We start from the raw sequence: 20061 nt of genomic DNA, 5'->3' as shown, positions 1-20061 counted from the left end.
ACTTTATCTCGAATCGTGGACAATTAAAAAATCCATGATTCGGGATAGGGTTCTTTTCTTCGAAATACTAATCTTTAATTATTAATCCTAATAAAGTAGCAAACTGAACAGCTTGATATGTTGATACTTTACATCCTCTTAAATCGTTCACTGAAACTGTAAGTGTATCAAAGGTAGAAGAACTAATATCTATCCCCTTCAGTGATGTCTGATCAAAATTAGCTTCATCAAGACTACATAATTGGAATTCAACTTTTTTAAGTTTACAGTCAAAAAAATCTGCATTATTTAATGAAGTTTCATTAAATATAATTTTTTCTAGTTTAGAATTTCCAAATGCCGCTAAATTCAAAATTGAATTCTCAAATTTAACATTTCCTAAGCTAGATTCTGCAAAATTAACCCCGATTAATTTACTGTTTTTAAATTCGACTCTATGAACAGAAGAATTGCTTAAATTAACATTTGATAAATCGCAGTTTTCAAAACAAACATCTGTAATATCAATATTGCTAAAGTCTGTATTAGTGAATTTACAATTCTTTATCACTGCATCATACAATCGCACTCTATCTACAGATTCATTTTCGAAAGTGGAGTCTATAATTTCACACACTTCTAATGTTGGATCTTCTTCATAAAAAATATCTTGAAAATTCTTTGAAGATAACTCTGGTGAAATTTTTGGTCTATCAATTTTCATCGTATATCAATCCTCTTCTATTTGATATATTTGTGTAATTTGAGTCCATTGTCTGTAAAGAACATTAGTTCTTATTATACAAAAATCTAAGTTCTTTTGTGAAGAGCATTTTAGCTACATTTTTCTTATTTAATAATAGCAGTGTTATTGTTTCTTAAGAAATAACGTCAAAACAAATACGAGAACGGCTAATATAGTCGCTACAAGGAAAGCATTTTGTATTTCTAAAATATTCGCCTCTTGTAATGTCTCCGCTTTTAGTAATCTTCCAATTAGCTTACGTAAGATCTAATTACATCTCCTTATTTTCTTGAAAATCAACTTCTATAATGATTTTGAAAAAGAAAAAGGGGGGATTTTCCATGAAGCGATTTGTATTAGCAGTCATTACAGTCTCTGTAATATTTTTAATTGCTGCCTGTTCTGTGACGACAAATACAACAAATGATCATAAAAATATGAATGATAAAAAAACACTACAGACTGAAACAGCTACAACACCATTGAAGGTTGAAAAAGGACCAGAAGTTACTTTAATAGCGAAAGAAGAAAAGCAAAAATTAAGTAACGGTGTTGTTGTTCCAGTCTGGACATTTAATGGCTCATCTCCTGGTCCAGAAATTCGGGTGAAAAAAGGTGAAAAGGTGAAAGTGACATTAAAAAATGAATTATCTGCACCAGTATCTATTCATTGGCATGGATATCCTGTCCCAAATAACATGGATGGAATTCCAGGTGTGACACAAGATGCAGTTGAACCAGGAAAAAGTTTCACTTACGAATTTGAAGCAAACGTACCAGGAACGTACTGGTATCACTCGCATCAAGATTCTGTAAATCAATTAGATAGAGGTTTGTATGGAGCGCTCATTGTAGAAGATAAAAAGGAAAAATATGATAAAGATTACACATTAATGTTGGATGAATGGGTTACAGATAAAGAAGAAATTAATAAGCAGTTAAAAGAAATGACAAAAGGGCAAATAGGTAATAAATCTAAAGGTAATGAAAATGGGGAAAAGAATGATGATAAGAACGGCATGGATCATTTTGATATGAACATGGGCAGTGATAAAAAAGACTCTAGTAATATGGAAGGAATGGACCATGGAAATATGAAGATGGAAGGTCATGATATGAGTATGTATGATTTATTCACAATCAATGGAAAAAGCGGTGATTTAGTAGTGCCATTGAAAGTGAATAAGAGAGATAAAGTTCGTCTTCGACTCGTTAATGCTGGTTATCTATCACATGATATACATGTTCACGGTCATGATATAAAAGTAATTGCGACAGATGGTCAACCAATAAACGATCCAAAAGTTATAAAGGATAAAGTAATTTCAATCGCACCGGGTGAACGTTATGATATTGAATTTACTGCTAATAATCCTGGGAAATGGTATGTTGAAGACCATTCAAAAAATAAAGGTGCAAAAGGAATGAAAGCTGTTATTGAGTATGATGGCAGCAAAGAGATGAAAGATAAAACTGACGAAAAAGAAAAATTACCGAAAGTAGATATAATGAAATATGGTACTAAAAAATTAGGTAATTTCACGTTAAATCAAGAGTATACTGCCACATATAATATGGACTTAAATACGCAAATGAATGGAAATGAAATGGTATATACAATTAACGGAAAGGTATTTCCGGATATTGACCCAATTCAAGTGAAAAAGGGTGATTTAGTAAAAGTGAGATTGGTAAATCGTTCTAAAATGGATGATCACCCAATGCATTTACACGGACACTTTTTCCAGGTGTTGAGTAAAGATGGAAAACCGATAGAAGGTTCTCCAATTGTAAAAGATACATTGAACTTAAAACCGGGTGAAGAATATGAAGTAGCCTTTGTAGCAGACAATCCGGGTAAGTGGATGTTCCATTGTCACGATTTACACCATGCTTCAGCAGGGATGGTAACGGAAGTGAACTATACAGATTATAAATCTGACTATGTTCCAAACCAAAACATTCCTAATAAGCCAGAATAATAGGAAGCAGTTATCCTATGGATAGCTGCTTATTCATTTTTGTTGCAAGTACTAATGTATATGTTGATCATGCCCGGATGAAGGTGAGGGAGTATGATCTGGGAATGTCGCGAATACGGCAACGATAATTACTACACTAATTGAAAGTAATAACAAAAAACGCTGTTGGATAAAAGTAGAAAAGTTCTCCGATAATAATTGAATCACACAGGACATAGTAATCGTTATAGTAAGTAAAAGGCTAATGAACAATATATTATGAGCTTGTTGAGCGTTTAACATTTCTGTAATCATTGCTCCCATCATACTTGCCATTAATCCAGAGAACATTCCTTCTAAAGCAGTATATAGGTGAAAACGTAGACCGATTAAGAAACCGATAAAACCACTAATTAAAATAGCAAGCAAAGTAGAATATAGTAATTCCCCCTTAAAGAGAATGCCTAAGTAAAAACCAATACTTAAACCGATACTCATACTAAAAGACATAATAAATACCATATACTCCATTAGGGTACCCTTACGTTTAGAAATATAGGATGTAATAAGAATCGAGGTACAGCAAAGTGTTAAGGTAGTTAACGTATAAGCAAACATTATGATACCTCCTTGTCCTATCGTTCATTTCATCATATGTTTATATGGAGGGTACTTATGCTTATTAATATCTGCATATTATCTGCACAATTTCATAGATGTAAGCAAAGGAACGCTTGATTTGTTAGGGCGTCTTTTTTAATTATAAGCATGTGAAAGAAATTGTTATATTATGAGTTTCTATTGTGAAGCCATAAAGAATAAGCGTATAATATTATAGGTCTCCCATTTGCGAGACAAACCGCGAATGATAAATAAGATTGTTGTTTTATCATCGCTTCTAAACATATAGACAATGAAAGTAACACTGGAATACAGATAGGGAGTTATAAAATGAAATTAATTATTGCCGAGAAACCAGATCAAGGGTTGGCTCTTGTTTCACAGTTTAAATATCGCCGGAAAGATGGATATTTAGAGGTAGAAGCGAATGAGTTATTTCCAAATGGAGCGTACTGTACATGGGCAATTGGTCATTTGACGCAGTTATGTAATCCAGAGCATTATCACGCAGAGTGGAAAAAATGGTCACTTAATACATTACCGATGATTCCAGAACGTTTTCAATTTGAAGTAACAAAGTCAAAGTATAAGCAATTTAACGTTGTGAAACAGCTGTTACATAATCCACAGGTAACAGAAATCATTCACGCAGGAGATGCTGGGCGTGAAGGGGAACTGATCGTACGAAATATTATTAATCTTTGTAACGTGCAAAAGCCGATGAAACGTCTATGGATTTCATCTTTAACGAAGCAAGCTATTTACCAAGGATTTAAAAATCTACTTGATGAATCAGATACAATTAATACGTATTACGAAGCATACACAAGATCTTGCGCTGACTGGGTTGTTGGTATGAATGCATCACGTGTCTTTAGTATTTTGTTAAAGAAAAAAGGAATGAATGATGTATTTTCTGCTGGTCGTGTCCAAACACCAACGTTAGCATTGATTGTAAAGCGAGAGAAAGAAATTGAAAACTTTAAGTCAGAGCCTTTCTGGGAAGTGTTTGCAACCTTTAATATAGAAGGAAAGAAATATGACGGAAAATGGGAAAAGGATAATGAATCCCGCTTAAAAGATCCTGATATGGCGAATAAAATTGCGGCATTTTGCCAAGGGAAACCGGCTGTTGTGAAGGAAATGAAAACGGAGCGTAAAGAGTTTCAGCCGCCGCTTTTATTTAACTTATCATCACTGCAAGCAACGGCAAATAAAGCCTTTAAGTTTTCACCGAAAAAGACGCTTGATATAACGCAAGCACTATATCAAAAAGGGATTGTTTCTTATCCACGTTCAGATTCTAACTATGTTACACAAGGAGAAGCAGCGACGTTCCCTGATATTTTACAGAAGTTGAGTCAGTTTGATGAATATAAAGGCTTATTACCGGCTCCGGTTGAATCCATTATGAATAACAAGCGTTATGTAAATGAAAAGAAAGTAACAGATCACTACGCAATTATTCCGACAGAGCAAGTTACAAACCCAAGCAGACTATCAGGTGATGAAAAGAAAATATACGATATGATCGTAAGAAGGCTGATTGCAGCTCATTATGAAGTTGCAATCTTTGACTATACAACGATTGTAACGCTTGTAGATGAACGTGCTGAATTCATTTCAAAAGGAAAACAGCAAATTCAAGAAGGTTGGCGTAAAGTTATTTTCCAAGACGATAAAGATGACGAAACCATTCTTCCAATTGTAGCTGAAGGCGAAGAAGGAAAAGTTGTAAAGGTGAAAGTGAAAGAAGGAAAAACACAGCCACCGAAGCGCTATACAGAAGGACAACTTATTACGTTAATGAAAACAGCTGGTAAGTATTTAGAGAATGAAGAGCTGGAGAAAGTATTAAAGAAAACAGAAGGTTTAGGTACGGAAGCGACTCGCGCAGGTATTATTACGATGCTGAAAGACCGTAAGTATATAGATGTAAAGAAAAACCAAGTGTATGCGACTGATAAAGGAAAAGTATTAATTACCGCAATTGGTGATAAAATACTAGCTTCACCGGAAATGACTGCGAAATGGGAACAACGTCTTGCGGAAATTGGTGAAGGTACAGCTTCACCAGCTACATTTATGGAACAGACGAAAAAGCTATCAGCTAAAATTATTGAAGACGCAGTGGAAATGTCTGAGAAGTGGGATTTCACGGGACTACATGTTGAATCGATTGAACGGAAAGGATCGAAATTTACAACGGGTAAAAAGGTTGGTAGCTGTAAAAAATGTGATGGTGATGTAATTGATAAGTCAACGTTTTACGGTTGTTCTAACTATAATACAACGCAATGTGATTTCACCATTTCAAAGAAGATATTAAGTAAAACAATTTCGCAAAAGAATATGACAAAGCTCTTAAAAGGTGAAAAGACTGATTTAATTAAAGGCTTTAAAAAGGGCGAGAAAACGTTTGATGCGAAATTAGAGTGGAAAGATAATAAGATTAATTTTGTATTTGAGAATTAATTTGTTAAAAGAGCATGACATAAAACTGTCATGCTCTTTTGTTTTTCTTTTATTTAAAATTTAACGATAAAAAAAATCCTTTAAATAATAATTTTTTATTGTAAAACGATAAATTTTGTATTAAAATCAAAATCATAATAAATGAGTGAGGTGCTTTTGTTAAAAGGTAACAACCTTATTTTTAAAATTAGAGGAGGTATAACTATGAACATTAACAATTTGATTGTTAAAAATATGGATAACCCCCATGAGTTGGAGAAGATGTATAGAAAAGATCCGAAAGCTTTTAAAAAAGCATTCTCACAAGCATGGGACCAAAACCCTGATTCTCAGGTTCTAGGTGCTTGGTATGAAAGGTTGCATTTCAAGGAGAAAGTAAATAAAGAAAAAACATCTTTGTTTCAAAAAGGTTTCTTATTCATGGGCCTTTTAGCTATTCTGGCCGGCATAAGCACCAGGGTCATTTTCCACTTTGTCGAACAGGAAGCAATTGCTCCAATTAACTTGGCTTTTGGTGTAATTCCCTTTATTGCTGCTTATTTTGTTTACAATAATACTCCCAAAAAAAGTATTATTTATTCCCTTGCAGCGTTGTTCCTAATTTCCGGGATGTATCTTAATACGTTGCCATTAAATTATAAAGACAGTACCATTCTTGCTTATTTACATCTTCCTATATTTTTATGGGTCTTAGTAGGGCTTGCGTTTATAGGAAATGAATATTCAAAAGGCAGTACAAGATTAGCCTATATAAAATTTAATTTAGAATATTGTCTTCTCTACGGGAGCATGGCAGTAAGCGGAATGATACTAGCGGTATTCACCATGCGTTTATTTAGCTTTGTTGACTTAGATATAGGAGAATTCTATTTTAGTAATGTTGTTTTATTTGGAGCGGCCGCTCTCGCTATTGTGACTGCATACTTAGTATCAATGAATCTTAAGCTTGCTAAAAATATTACACCATACATATCTAAAATTTTTAGTCCTCTCGTCCTGATCACCTTGCTTATCTATCTTATAACGGTAATTTGGGTCGGGAAAAATCCATTCTTGGATCGCAATTTCCTAATGGCCTTCAACGGAATACTGCTTGGCGTATTGGCTGTTACTATATTTTCTATCGTTGAGAGTGACTCGGACGAGAAAAAGAACATTTCAGATTATATAAATTTTTCCTTAATTGTTCTGGCACTTATTATTGACACTGTCGCATTGTCAGCCATAGTATTTAGACTTTCTTCTTACGGGATTACACCTAATAGACTTGCTGTTTTAGGAGTAAACATAGTGATTTGGGCAAATCTCATTTGGATTATGTTTGCCTATATGCGTTTCTTGCAAAATAAATCAGGACCAAAAGCTATCCAAGATGCCGTTACGAAGTATTTGCCAATATACGGACTTTGGGCAGCTTTCGTTATATTTACGTTTCCTATCATTTTTAATTAGAAAGGATCTGTTAATGTAACGAAAAGTTAATTCTCTATAACATATAAAATTTTTAGAGCCGATCATTTTATAATTGGTATTATTACGTTTGTAGTTTCGGTAATTTCATTTGTATTGATAAATAAGAAATAAGTGTTGTATGTAATCTTTCCATAATAAAAACCGTCCCAAAATGGGACGGTTTTTTATTATGCGTATTGCCGTTTTTTCTTAATAAGCAACAAAACTTGTGAAACACAAGCTAGTACCGGTAACTCAATCAACGGTCCAATAACGAGTGCAAGTGCGATAAGAGGCTCGTCTGGAAAAGCTGTTACAGCGATAGCGAGTGCAACAGGTGAGTTTCTTGCTAACGTTGTTAAGCTTAGACTTACTGTATCTTTGTAAGATAAATGCATGATGCGCCCGATAAATTGTCCTAGTAAAAAATTAATGATGAAGAACAATAGAACAGGAACGAGTAATAATAAAACGACATTCATATTTTGCAGTAAATATTTACCTTGTGATGCAAACATCGCTACTATTGCTAAACTTAAAAATACAATTTGAGCAGAGCTGAAAAACGGAATGAGTTTATTCTCGAGAGTTTCAGCTTTTTTCATTTTATTCATAATGAATTTTGTAGCGTGTGCAAGTATAAATGGTAAGACGATTACGATAATAATACTTTCTACTAAAACAGAAACCGCTACAGTTTTCATGACACCAGCAAATAAAAATAAATAAATTGGAAGGAGTAGTACTTGCAAAATTAAATTTACAGGTAAAATTGCAGTAGAAAGTGCTACATTTCCTTTCGCTATTTCAGTAAAGATTAAGTACCAATCTGTGCATGGAGTAACCATTAACATTATAAATCCAACCCAAAGTGCTGGATGATCTGAAAGAAATAGTGCTCCTAATCCCCAAGCGAGTAAAGGTGTCCATAAGAAGTTAATAGTAAGACTTGTTCCAGCAAATTTTAAATTACGAAATCCGTTTTTTATTTCTTTTAATGGGATGCTGAGGAATAATCCATATAGCATGAAAAATAAGAAGGGGACAATAAACTGGTCTGAATACGTATGTATCATATTAAATTGTCCGAGTACGATGCCGCATGTAACAGCAAAAAGAATAATAAAAGTTTGAATCTTTTCTATAGTGCTCATGAATAAATCCTTTCTATATATGAATTTTCCTCTCCAAGTTTATTATACAAGTAATAAAGATGTATTTGGTGTTCAATTGTATTTTAGTTAATATTTTTAAATTGAGATTTTATTTTTTATTAAAAGTTACTTGACTAAAGTAAGTGACTATATTACAATCACTTACATAAGGTAATTAAATAACAAAAAGTTTCGGCGGCTTAACTTAAGGTATCTATTGGAACTTTTTCTTAGAATAAGAATTTTTATGATGATGAATAATGAATATGAAAAGAAAGATTAGGTGAAGAAAATGGGACTATTTAGCTCATTATTTGGTAAAAAAGAAGAAAATACGAATGTAGAGGGGAATAAAAAAATGTCAAAAGTATTATTTGTAAAAGCAAACGATCGTCCAGCGGAGCAAGCAGTTAGTTCAAAAATGTATGAAACATTTGTAAGTACTTATAAAGAAGCAAATCCAAATACAGAAATTACGGAATTAGATTTATTTGCATTAGATCTTCCTTATTACGGAAATATCGCGATTTCAGGTGGATATAAACGTAGCCAAGGCATGGAGTTAACAGCTGAAGAAGAGAAGGCAGTTGCTACAGTAGATCAATATTTAAATCAGTTTTTAGAAGCTGATAAGGTTGTATTTGCATTCCCATTATGGAACTTTACAGTACCAGCACCATTAATCACATATATTTCATACTTATCTCAAGCTGGAAAAACGTTTAAATATACAGCAAATGGCCCAGAAGGTTTAGTTGGTGGTAAGAAAGTAGTTGTGTTAGGTGCTCGTGGTTCAGATTACTCTTCAGAGCAAATGGCTCCTATGGAAATGGCAGTTAATTACGTAACAACTGTACTTGGATTCTGGGGAATTACAAATCCAGAGACAGTTGTAATTGAAGGACACAATCAATATCCAGATCGTTCACAACAAATTGTTGAAGAAGGTCTAGAAAACGTTAAAAAAGTAGCAGCGAAATTTTAATTTATGATAGTAAATGGAAAAACCAACATGGATGACCGTGTTGGTTTTTTAGTCTATTTTTCATGTTAAAAAATGTATATTTATAAAATAAAAGAAAAGTTCGAAAATAGTATTGCAAAATATTATATAGCAAACTATAATGAGTTCAAGAATAGTTGATACTTAAATTAAATATTCAGAAAATTCAATTAGTTAAAATTGGAAAATGAGATAAGGAAATTTGAATGGGGGTTATATTATGGCGAATAAAGTACCGTTTTCGTTCATAGTAGTTATTGGATTAATGTTATTTGCACTATTTTTTGGAGCAGGAAATTTAATTTTCCCAGCGATGCTTGGTCAATCAGCAGGAGAGAATGTATGGATTGCTAACGCTGGATTTTTAGTAACTGGTGTTGGATTACCATTACTAGGTGTACTAGCATTTGGTTTTTCAGGTAAAGATGATTTACAGTCATTAGCAAGTCGTGCTCACCCAGTGTTCGGGATTGTATTTACAACAGTTTTATACTTAGCGATCGGTCCGTTATTTGCAATACCGAGAACGGGAAATGTATCTTATGAAATTGGTCTTAAGCCGTTTATGCCAGAGGGAGTAGGTTCTACACCTTTAATTCTTTTCACAATTATATTCTTTAGCATCACTTGTTTTTTTTCGCTAAATCCCGCGAAAATTGTCGATATTGTTGGAAAAATTTTAACGCCAATTAAGTTGACTTTCATCGGTATTTTAGTAATCGTTGCTTTTATACATCCGATTGGAGATATGCAAGCACCAGTGGAAGCTTATACATCACATGCATTCTTTAAAGGATTCCAAGAAGGATACTTAACGATGGATACGCTTGCATCATTCGTATTCGGGATTATCATCATCAATGCTATTAAAGAAAAAGGTGCGAAAACGAAAACACAAATTATGGTCGTTTGTGCAAAAGCGACAATAATTGCAGCATCTATTTTAGCAATTATCTATACAGCTCTTTCTTATATGGGTGCTTCAAGTGTTGCAAAGCTTGGACATTTAGAAAACGGCGGAGAAGTATTAGCGAAAGTTTCTAACTACTATTTCGGATCATATGGCGGAGTATTATTAGGATTAATGATTACAGTAGCTTGTTTAACAACTAGTGTGGGACTTGTATCAGCATGTTCTTCATTCTTCCATAAGTTATTCCCAAATGTTCCTTACAAAGCAATTGCAATCACGCTATGTGTATTTAGTGCAATTGTTGCAAACGTAGGATTAACACAGTTAATCGCAGTTTCTGTTCCAGTATTAACAGCAATTTATCCACTAGCAATCGTATTGATTTTCTTAACATTCTTCCATTCATTATTCAAAGGAAGAGCTGAAGTTTATCAAGTGAGCTTAATCGTAACATTTATCATCAGCTTATTCGATGGATTAAGTGCAGCTGGAGTTAACATTGAAGTAGTAAGCCAAGTGTTCACTAAATTCCTTCCGATGCAGGAAGTAGGATTAGGCTGGATCTTCCCAGCGATTATCGGTGGATTTATCGGATATGGCATTAGCGTTGTAAAAGCAAAAAATCAAGTTCAACCAGCTAGTGCGAATAAGAAAATAGGTTAAATAAAAAAGTTATAGAACTTGTTTCTATAACTTTTTTTGTTACTATTGATAAGGATAGAAAAAATAAAGTAGTAGGGGAAATAAAATGAAAAAAACAATTGATCATATCGGCATCGCAGTTCGAGATATAGATAGTACGATACGTTTTTATGAAAATGTGTTACTAGGAACTTTAATAGATCGTTACGTAAGTGAAGCTCCTGGTGTGGAAAGCGAAGTAGCCATTCTTGAAGTGGATGGAGATAGAATTGAATTACTTGCACCGACGAATAATACGACATCTCCAATTGCCCGTTTTATTAAACAAAAAGGTAAAGGTGTTCATCACGTTGCGTATCGTGTCGATGATTTAGATGTGGCTCTAGAAGAGTTAAAAGAACAAGGTATTCGGACATTAGAGCATACACTTCGGATTAATAAGCACGGTAGAAGGTTAATTTATCTTAACCCAGCGGATACTGAAGGAACGATTATCGAGTATTGTGATTATCCGGAAGAGAAATAGAAGAGGGATATTTTTTTAAAGGTGTTACGTAATAACGTAATACCTTTTTATTTATGTATTTCACATTTTCTTCACAAATGATTCACGACAACTTTTCTTCTTTGATAACTTACATAAATATATTTTATGATATAATAACAATCGACTTTAAAAATGTAAGTTGTATCTATCGTGATAGTTACTATCATATTAGAAGTTTAAAGGTGGAAGAGAAATAAAGAGTTATACTTTCTAGAAGTTTATATTTAATCAGGTTAATATTTCGCCGGAGAATCAAACTTCGGAAGTTAAAGTAATGAAAATAAAGCGATGAGGAAGAAAGAAGTGAAATGAGTGTGAAAGTAATGAGAAGATTAGGGATATGGCTATTACTTGCGTGTGTGCTTATCATATTGATACCGAAAAGTGCATCTGCTCATGCGTATGTTGTGAAATCAAACCCTACGGAAAATGAAACGTTGAAGAGAGCACCATCTGTTGTGAAAATTGAATTCGATGAGGACATACAAGTTTCACGTTTTAATACATTGTATGTGAGAGATACATCAGGTAAAAGAGTCGATTTAAAAGATGCTCATATTGATAAAAAAAATAAAAAACTATTAGAAGCCGGATTAAAAGAAAATCTCAAAAATGGTCTCTACTCTATTCAGTGGAAAGCTATTTCAGCTGATGGGCATCCAATTCAAGGGGTTATTCCATTCCGTATTGGATTAGCGGAAGCGGGAACAGACGATGTACAAGTGGAAGAGATGGGGTATGTCCCGCAAATCGATATGATTATGGAACGTGGGATTCTATATACGAGTTTCTCGCTATTTTTAGGAGTTCTCTTCTTTAATCTTATTATGTATAAAGGGAATGCAACCTCGGTTCGATTAAGGAGTAAGAACATAATATGGATCTCTTTATTTGGGATATTGATTAGCTTGTTATTCAATCTACCACTGCAAGCGAAAATAAATGCTGATGTTTCATGGCTAGAAGCATTCAACCCTTTACTATTAAAAGAAACATTACAGCTTTCTGTTTTTGGTTATGTATGGATTACTCAAATGGTTCTCATTAGTACGCTTATAATTGTTACGTATTTTGCGGTGAAGCATGAGAAGTTTTCGTCGTTTAAAGTATGGAGTATTCCAATACTATTGTTTATAGGGTTACTTGTTATGAAGGCCTTTAATAGTCACGCATACGGTTTAAAGTTTAAAGACATTGCTGTCGTTATGGATTTTCTACATTTATTCGCAGCTTCATTATGGGTGGGTGGTTTATCATCTATTATTCTTCTTTTACGTAATGAGGATAACAAGTGGCATATGTATTGGGATATGATTAAGCGTTTTTCACCGTGGGCAACAGGTGCTGTCATCGTGATTTTAATAACAGGCCTTTTTAACAGTACATTTTTTATTCCAACAATCCACTCGTTATTTGATACGAAGTATGGATTGGCTTTATTAACAAAGATACTTTTATTCATTTTCATGGGGATATTGGGAATTATTCATTATGTGAAAGGGAGAATGCGAGCGCAGCAAGGATTAGGAGCTACGGTGAAAGTAGAGTTTATCATTGGAATTATCATTTTCGTCATCGTAGCTTTTATGACAAACGTACAAACACCACCGATGCCTCCTACTGGACCTTTTACAGAGAGTAAGCAATTAGATAATGGATATGAACTTACGCTAAATGTAAGTCCGAATAAGGTAGGACAAAATAAATTCCATATTACACTAAAGGATGAAAAGGGACAGCCTATTACTGATATGGAACAAATGATATTGACGACTCAATCATTAGATATGAACATGGGAAAAGGTTCATTTAAAGTTTCAGTAGTTTCACCGGGAGAATATGAAGCAGAAGGTATGTATATTAACATGACAGGAAACTGGAATATACATGTTCATGGATTAACAAAATCTCTTGATAGTTTCGATACAGATTTTAAATTTATTGTCGGTGGCAGATAAAAAGAAGCTATGTATGAAAAGGAGCTAATAGAAAATGAAACGTATAAAAAAATTAGGAACAACAATGATCGCAACAATTATTGCAATGGGAATTTTTTCGTTACCTGTTAGTGCGCACGTCACTGTAAAACCAGCAACTTCTGATATTGGTTCTTGGGAGACTTATACGATAAAAGTACCAGTTGAAAAAAATGAAGCAACGACGAAAGTTACACTGAAAATACCGTCTGGAGTAGAGTTCCAACAGTATGAACCAGTCCCAGGATGGAAAGTTGAGGAGCAAAAAGATACAGCCGGAAAAGTTAAAACTGTAGTATGGGAAGCGACAGGAGAAGGGATTTTAACCGGCCAGTTCCAGCGATTTACTTTCGTCGCTAAAAATCCGGATAAAGAGCAAAAAATAGCTTGGGACGCATATCAACAATATAAAGACGGAGAAATTGTTGAATGGACAGGTGATGAAAAAGCTGAAAAACCGCATTCACTTACTACAATTGCAAAAGGTACGTCATTAACCGGAGAACATGGTGAAGTGTCTAGTATTGAAAAAAATGAGAGTACAAGTAATATGACAACGATAGCAATTGTCTTATCTATTTTAGCGATTGTATCGTCGGTAAGTGCGTGTGTTCTTGTAGTACGTCGTAAAAAGTAAGACGTAAGAAAGAGCCTACAAACAGTAGGCTCTTTCTTACGTTTATTTCATTTCAACTTGCTGCCTTACAGCAAGTGTTTTCGGTTTCATATTTACAAAACAAATACTCACAACAATAAATAATAGTCCGATGAATAAGCTAATGGTAATAGCCTCATGTAAGAAAATTGAACTTACAATAATAGCTATTAGTGGAATGAGGAAGGTATAAGCCCCAACTTTACTTGCTTCACCAGCTCCAACAAGTGTGAAGTATGCAAGCCACCCCATTGCAATAACAAAGAATGAAATAAAGAGAAGTACGCTAACAAATGGCATACTCCAAGCGATACTAGACCAGCTTTCAAACTCTGAACCAAATCCAATTAAGCAAAGGCCACCAATAATAAGCTGAAGTGTTACCATCCAAATGGCATTAACACGGTGACCAGTCTTCTTAATGAATACTGTGCCAAGTGCCCAGCCAATAGCGCATCCTAACGCGAGAAGGATTCCAATAACAGAAATATGTCCTGTTAAACTGCTTGAGCTAATAACGCCTACACCAATAAATCCGAGAACAAGCCCGAAAATTTTCAAGCCGTACATTGATTCTTCAAGCCATATCCACGAGAAAATACCGAGTAAAACTGGTTGTAGAAATACAATGGCGGAAAATAACCCAGCAGGCATATATTGAAGGCCGACAGTTTGTAATCCGTAAAATATAATGATGTTAAGTAAAGAAGAAATAACGTATAAATGCCACGTTTCTTTTAAATGTAACTCTTTGTATTTCGGTAATGCGAACAGGAGTAAAATAAATCCTCCAATTAAAGTTCGAACGCCTGCGAATAAAACAGGTGGTGTATAATGCAGGGCAAACTTTGATAAAGGCCAATTGATTCCCCACATGAAAACGAGAAAGGTAAGGATTATGGCCGTCTTAGTTCGAGAAAGCTGTGTCACTGAAAGACCTCCTTGTTGTTATTCATTTCACTATGATATGATATCGACTGTAATAAATAAAATGAATCTTTTTTATGAGGAGTATAAGTGATTAGTTATGACCATTACACAACTGCAAGTATTAATAAAAACTGTTGAGTTAGGTAGTTTTACGAAAGCTGCCAGGGTATTAAATATGACGCAGCCAGCTGTTAGTCATGCGATTTCAAGTATTGAGTCAGAGTTAGGAGTTACTATTCTTATACGTGATAAACGAAAAGGCCTCCTCGTTACGGATGTAGGAAACAGGATTCTTGTACATATTAGAGAGATTTTGAACGGTGTAGAGAAGATTGAACAAGAAGTTGCGATGGAGAAAGGACACGAAGTTGGGACGATTCGAATTGGTAGTTTTCCGAGTGCTTCTGCACATTTCTTACCCAAAATGATAAACCTTTTTAAGGAGAAGTATCCGAACTTAGAAGTAGTTCTTTGTGAAGGAACGATTAAAGAAGTTGAAGATTGGTTAGTATCGAGGGTTATTGATATAGGAATTGTTATTTTGCCTAATAAAGATATGGAGATTGTTCCATTAACGAAGGGGAAAATGGTTGCTATCTTAAGAGAGGATCATTCTCTCTGTAAGAAGGACTCTATTACAATTAGTGATTTAGAGAATGAACCAATCATATTATGTAAGGGCGGATACGAACCACCTATTATTGATATGTTTAAACAAGCAAATGTACCACTTCGGGCTGAGTATGTAATTTCGACAGTTACTACAGCTTTAAATATGATTCAAGAAGGATTAGGCATTGCAATATTAGCTGAATTATCTTTAACGAATTTACCAAAAAATGTGCAAACGAGAGAATTGGAACCACAAGTATGGAGAGAAATTGCTTTAGCTGTTCCTTCATTAAAGGATTCTTCAATCGCTGTGCAGCTATTTATTGAAGAATTTCAATCGCTATTTGCAGAATAAAAAGAGGTGTCTCATATGTCATAATGGGACACTTTTTAATTTACTTATAAAAAATCTATGAAAAGGATTGACTTATTTTTTAGTTGTAACTATAATGATTACATCGAGGTGGTGATTACGATGAAAATTAGTAGCCGCTTTTCCATAGCTGTTCATATTTTATCTATTTTGAAAAACAATCCATCTTCACTTTGTACTTCAGACTATATGGCTGAGAGTGTCAATACAAATCCAGTAGTCATTCGTAAAATCATGTCGTACTTGAAACAAGCTGGCTTTGTTTACGTAAATCGTGGACCGGGTGGCGCGGGATTACTAAAGGATTTACATCAAATCACATTGTTAGATGTGTATCATGCAGTGAACGTAGTCGAAGAAGACAAGCTATTTCATATTCACGAGCAACCGAATCCAGATTGTCCAATTGGGGCGAATATTCAAGCGGTGTTAGAAATTATTTTAATTCAAGCACAATCCGCGATGGAAGAAGTTTTGAGAAATATTACGATGGGGCAGTTGTTTGAAACTTTGCAAGAAAAAATGAATGCTTAAATAATATTTATATTTTTTTATCATTAATGTAACTAATTTGATTACAACGATAAGGTAAGGTGTAAAAGTTATGACTGTAAAAATGAAAGTATACTCAGATTTTATATGTCCGTTTTGTTTTTTAGCAAAAGGTCCATTAGATGAGGTAGCGAAAGAGAAAGATGTAGAGATTGAATGGATGCCATTTGAATTACGTCCAAGTCCATATTCAAAAATAGATCCATGGAATGAACCAGAAAAATTAGGTTCATGGGATGCTTTCATTCTTCCGACAGCGAAGAAGTTAGGAATTGATATGCGCTTGCCACGTGTTTCACCACATCCATATACACATTTAGCTTTCGAAGGATGTCAATTTGCGAAAGAACGTGGACTAGGTAATGAGTATCATCACCGCGTATTCACAGCATTTTTCCAAGAAGAGCAAAACATTGAAGATATTGATGTGTTAACAAAATTAGCGGTAGAAGTAGGACTTCCTGAGGCGGAATTTAAAGATGCTTTAGTAACTCGTAAATATAAAGAAAAGCATCAAGAAGCAATTCAACACGCATATGATGAAGCGAATATTATGGCTGTTCCAACTGTCATGATTGGAGATGAAGTCATTCAAGGGCTTGCTAGTAAAGAAACACTAGAAAGGGTCATTGATAAAGAAATTGAAAAGGATAAAACAAATTCATTTGAAGGTATGCAATGTAATACCGATGGATATTGCTAATTCGCTTGTTATGAAATAACAAAATAAATTATAAAACAAACATTTGGAGGAATTAAAATGTCAGCAACTACAACAAACTTAAAAGAAGCAATCGTGAACCGCCGTTCAATTCGTAAAGTAACAAAAAACGATGCAATTACGAAAGAAAGAATTGAAGAAGTGTTAAAAACAGCTTTACACGCACCAACATCTTTCAATATGCAAAGTGGTCGTATGGTTGTATTAATGGATGGAGAGCATGAAAAGTTTTGGGATATCGTTAAAGAAACACTAAGAGCCCGTGTACCAGCAGAAAACTTTGAAGCGACTGTAGAAAGACTAAAAGGTTTTCATGCAGGTGTAGGAACAGTTCTATTCTTTGAAGATCAAGCAACTGTAGAAAAAATGCAAGAAAATGCACCATTATATAAAGATCAGTTCCCATTCTGGTCTCATCAAGGAAATGCGATGTTACAACATACTGTGTGGATGCTATTATCTGCTGAAGGAATTGGGGCGTCATTACAACATTACAACCCAATCGTAGATGCTGAAGTGAAAGAAACTTGGAACATTCCGGCAGAGTGGAGCTTAGTAGGTCAAATGCCATTTGGTGAACCAAACGAACAACCAGCAGAAAGAACGTTCTTGCCTACTGAAGATGTAGTGAAATTTTATTAAGAAATACAATATGTAACGAGAAGGAAGCTGTGTTTAAAAACAGCTTCCTTTTTTGTAGTGGTGTTAATTTATGCGCATTTAGGGAAGAAATATAAGAAATAATACGGTGAGAAGGGAATTAGAAAAATGAATGATGAGAAAAAATATACAGTGGTAGGTACTGATGTTGAGGAAGTAAAGCGTTTAAATAAAAATTCAGGATTAACGTATAATCAAGTGAAAGAAATGTTAGCAAAGCAAATGCAAAAAAAGAAGTAATTAGATTGAAATCTTTCATTTTTTTATTTAGCATTTTGATTGGAGAGAGTTAAGTAAAAGGTAACTCTCTTTTTTGTATAGCTAAGCATCTTATAGAGTGGAGGAAGAAACATGAAGAAATGGGTAAAGGTAACGCTGTCTATCACTGGAGGCATTGTCTTATTAGCGTGTGCCGGCGGATATTACGTGTATAAAAATTATTTTCCAAAGGAACCTGAGCGTATTGTATATGATAAAGAAAGAGTGCTACAACCGATACATAATCAGCTTAAAGGAATCAATATAGAAAATGTAAAGATAAAAGAAAAAGAAGTCGTAAATGCGACTGTAGATGAGCTTCAAAAAATGATTGATGATGGAAAGTTGTCATATGAAGAATTAACGAGCATTTATCTCTTTAGAATACAAGAACATGATCAAAATGGAATAACATTAAATTCTATTACAGAGATAAATCCTAATGCGATGGAAGAAGCAAGAAAGTTAGATCAAGAGCGGGGTAGAAACAAAAATTCGAATTTATATGGTATTCCTGTCGTTGTAAAAGATAATGTACAGACGGAAAAAGTGATGCCGACTAGTGCAGGAACTTATGTATTAAAAGATTGGATTGCAGATCAAGACGCAACAATTGTGAAGCAGTTGAAAGAAGAAGGAGCATTTGTTTTAGGAAAAGCGAATATGTCTGAGTGGGCGAACTATTTATCTTTTACAATGCCAAGCGGGTATAGCGGGAAGAAAGGACAAAATTTAAACCCGTACGGTCCGATTACATTCGATACTTCAGGATCAAGTTCAGGATCTGCTACAGTAGTTGCGGCAGATTTTGCGCCGCTTGCAATTGGAACAGAAACGACGGGATCGATTGTTGCACCAGCGGCGCAGCAATCAGTAGTTGGGTTACGTCCATCTTTAGGTATGGTAAGTAGAACAGGAATTATTCCATTAGCTGAAACTCTTGATACAGCAGGACCTATGGCAAGAACAGTAAAAGATGCAGCAACGTTATTTAATGCAATGATAGGTTATGACGAAAAAGATGTTATGACAGAAAAAATGAAAGATAAAGAAAGAATTGATTATACAAAGGATTTATCAATAGATGGATTAAAAGGGAAAAAGATAGGGCTTCTTTTTTCTGTAGACCAACAAGATGAAAATAGAAAAACAGTAGCAGAAAAAATTAGAAAAGACCTTCAAGAGGCAGGTGCGATATTAGCTGATAATATCCAGTTAAGTGCTGAGGGTGTAGATAATTTGCAAACATTAGAATATGAGTTCAAGCATAATGTAAACGACTATTTTTCGCAGCAAAAAAATATACCGGTAAAATCGTTAGAAGAGATTATAGCGTTTAATAAAAAGGATAGTAAAAGACGAATAAAATACGGACAAACATTAATTGAGGGGTCTGAAAAATCTGCTATAACGAAAGAAGAGTTCGAAAACGTAGTACAAACGAGTCAAGCAAATGCAAAAAAAGAGCTAGATAGGTATTTAGTAGAAAAAGGTTTGGATGCTCTAGTTATGATTAATAACGATGAAGTTCTTCTATCAGCTGTAGCTGGTTATCCGGAATTAGCGGTTCCTGCTGGATATGATAAAAATGGAGAACCAATCGGTGTAGTGTTTGTAGGGAAACAGTTTGGTGAAAGAGAGCTTTTCAATATGGGATATGCGTATGAACAGCAGTCTAAAAATAGAAAATCACCTAGTATATAAAAAGATTATATGAAAAATAACTGGAGTCCACCGAAATATGTTGGTGGATTCCAGTTAAACGAATCTAACAATATGAAAAGAAAAAAAGGATTCTTCTCAATTAGTAAGAAAGATTGTCTATAGAAGTT

General features: G+C 34.3%; 18 protein-coding genes. 14 read left to right on the top strand and 4 right to left on the bottom strand.

What is annotated here, in order from left to right:
- Window positions 1–67: 67 nt before the first annotated feature.
- Window positions 68–703, bottom strand: a complete 636-nt coding sequence (locus H6481_RS14495; protein WP_000687268.1) for a pentapeptide repeat-containing protein — start codon at window positions 701–703, stop codon at window positions 68–70.
- Window positions 704–1065: 362 nt separating this feature from the next.
- Here H6481_RS14495 and H6481_RS14490 point away from each other — a divergent pair, with 362 nt between their 5' ends.
- A complete protein-coding gene (locus H6481_RS14490) occupies window positions 1066–2706 on the top strand; it encodes a multicopper oxidase family protein (RefSeq protein WP_182812104.1) in 1641 nt (546 codons plus the stop codon).
- Window positions 2707–2757: 51 nt separating this feature from the next.
- On the opposite strand, the gene H6481_RS14485 is transcribed toward H6481_RS14490, so the two are convergent.
- The gene (locus H6481_RS14485; protein ID WP_000458538.1) at window positions 2758–3303 is read right to left on the bottom strand and encodes a hypothetical protein; all 546 of its coding nucleotides are present in this window, start codon (window positions 3301–3303) and stop codon (window positions 2758–2760) included.
- 333 nt (window positions 3304–3636) lie between these two features.
- On the opposite strand from H6481_RS14485, the gene topB reads away from it, so the two are divergent.
- Both topB and H6481_RS14475 read left to right on the top strand, forming a co-directional pair.
- Complete coding sequence (gene topB, locus H6481_RS14480; RefSeq protein WP_000766771.1) at window positions 3637–5781, top strand: DNA topoisomerase III; 2145 nt, start codon at window positions 3637–3639, stop codon at window positions 5779–5781.
- Window positions 5782–5985: 204 nt separating this feature from the next.
- Window positions 5986–7233, top strand: a complete 1248-nt coding sequence (locus tag H6481_RS14475) for a DUF4153 domain-containing protein (protein WP_182812102.1) — start codon at window positions 5986–5988, stop codon at window positions 7231–7233.
- 188 nt (window positions 7234–7421) lie between these two features.
- Here the strand turns inward: H6481_RS14475 and H6481_RS14470 are convergent, their stop codons facing one another.
- Window positions 7422–8387: a bile acid:sodium symporter gene (locus H6481_RS14470; RefSeq protein ID WP_182812099.1), complete on the bottom strand. Its 966-nt coding sequence runs from the start codon at window positions 8385–8387 to the stop codon at window positions 7422–7424.
- Between the two features lie 292 nt (window positions 8388–8679).
- Here H6481_RS14470 and H6481_RS14465 point away from each other — a divergent pair, with 292 nt between their 5' ends.
- From H6481_RS14465 to H6481_RS14445, 5 genes are all read left to right on the top strand, one after another.
- Complete coding sequence (locus H6481_RS14465) at window positions 8680–9372, top strand: FMN-dependent NADH-azoreductase (RefSeq protein ID WP_000522528.1); 693 nt, start codon at window positions 8680–8682, stop codon at window positions 9370–9372.
- A gap of 238 nt (window positions 9373–9610) precedes the next feature.
- The gene (brnQ, locus tag H6481_RS14460; protein WP_001284784.1) at window positions 9611–10966 is read left to right on the top strand and encodes a branched-chain amino acid transport system II carrier protein; all 1356 of its coding nucleotides are present in this window, start codon (window positions 9611–9613) and stop codon (window positions 10964–10966) included.
- A gap of 85 nt (window positions 10967–11051) precedes the next feature.
- Window positions 11052–11471, top strand: coding sequence for a VOC family protein (locus H6481_RS14455; protein WP_000750850.1), 420 nt, complete (start codon window positions 11052–11054; stop codon window positions 11469–11471).
- Between the two features lie 329 nt (window positions 11472–11800).
- A complete protein-coding gene (locus H6481_RS14450) occupies window positions 11801–13450 on the top strand; it encodes a copper resistance CopC/CopD family protein (RefSeq protein WP_053564747.1) in 1650 nt (549 codons plus the stop codon).
- Window positions 13451–13484: 34 nt separating this feature from the next.
- Window positions 13485–14105 carry a DUF1775 domain-containing protein gene (locus tag H6481_RS14445; RefSeq protein WP_000821382.1) on the top strand — a complete coding sequence of 207 codons (621 nt, stop codon included), beginning with the start codon at window positions 13485–13487 and terminating at the stop codon, window positions 14103–14105.
- Between the two features lie 42 nt (window positions 14106–14147).
- On the opposite strand, the gene H6481_RS14440 is transcribed toward H6481_RS14445, so the two are convergent.
- Window positions 14148–15053 (bottom strand): DMT family transporter, encoded by a 906-nt coding sequence (locus tag H6481_RS14440; protein WP_023521703.1) that lies wholly within the window; start codon window positions 15051–15053, stop codon window positions 14148–14150.
- Between the two features lie 97 nt (window positions 15054–15150).
- Between H6481_RS14440 and H6481_RS14435 the strand changes: the two genes are divergently transcribed.
- The 6 genes from H6481_RS14435 (at window position 15151) to H6481_RS14415 (ending at window position 19933) form a co-directional block, all read left to right on the top strand.
- Complete coding sequence (locus tag H6481_RS14435; protein ID WP_000156774.1) at window positions 15151–16020, top strand: LysR family transcriptional regulator; 870 nt, start codon at window positions 15151–15153, stop codon at window positions 16018–16020.
- Between the two features lie 120 nt (window positions 16021–16140).
- Window positions 16141–16572, top strand: a complete 432-nt coding sequence (locus H6481_RS14430; RefSeq protein WP_065483208.1) for an Rrf2 family transcriptional regulator — start codon at window positions 16141–16143, stop codon at window positions 16570–16572.
- Window positions 16573–16642: 70 nt separating this feature from the next.
- The gene (locus tag H6481_RS14425; RefSeq protein WP_000216673.1) at window positions 16643–17293 is read left to right on the top strand and encodes a DsbA family oxidoreductase; all 651 of its coding nucleotides are present in this window, start codon (window positions 16643–16645) and stop codon (window positions 17291–17293) included.
- A 57-nt stretch (window positions 17294–17350) separates the two neighbouring features.
- The gene (locus H6481_RS14420) at window positions 17351–17953 is read left to right on the top strand and encodes a nitroreductase family protein (RefSeq protein WP_001277021.1); all 603 of its coding nucleotides are present in this window, start codon (window positions 17351–17353) and stop codon (window positions 17951–17953) included.
- Window positions 17954–18079: 126 nt separating this feature from the next.
- On the top strand, window positions 18080–18211 hold the full coding sequence (locus tag H6481_RS28825; protein ID WP_000997344.1) for a hypothetical protein: 132 nt from the start codon (window positions 18080–18082) through the stop codon (window positions 18209–18211).
- Window positions 18212–18322: 111 nt separating this feature from the next.
- Window positions 18323–19933 (top strand): amidase family protein, encoded by a 1611-nt coding sequence (locus H6481_RS14415; protein ID WP_088020854.1) that lies wholly within the window; start codon window positions 18323–18325, stop codon window positions 19931–19933.
- The last annotated feature ends 128 nt before the right edge of the window (window positions 19934–20061 follow it).

This window comes from Bacillus sp. ME78 (genome assembly GCF_903970865.1).
Classification (GTDB): domain Bacteria; phylum Bacillota; class Bacilli; order Bacillales; family Bacillaceae_G; genus Bacillus_A; species Bacillus_A cereus.
This window is presented reverse-complemented; position numbering and strand designations above follow the sequence as displayed.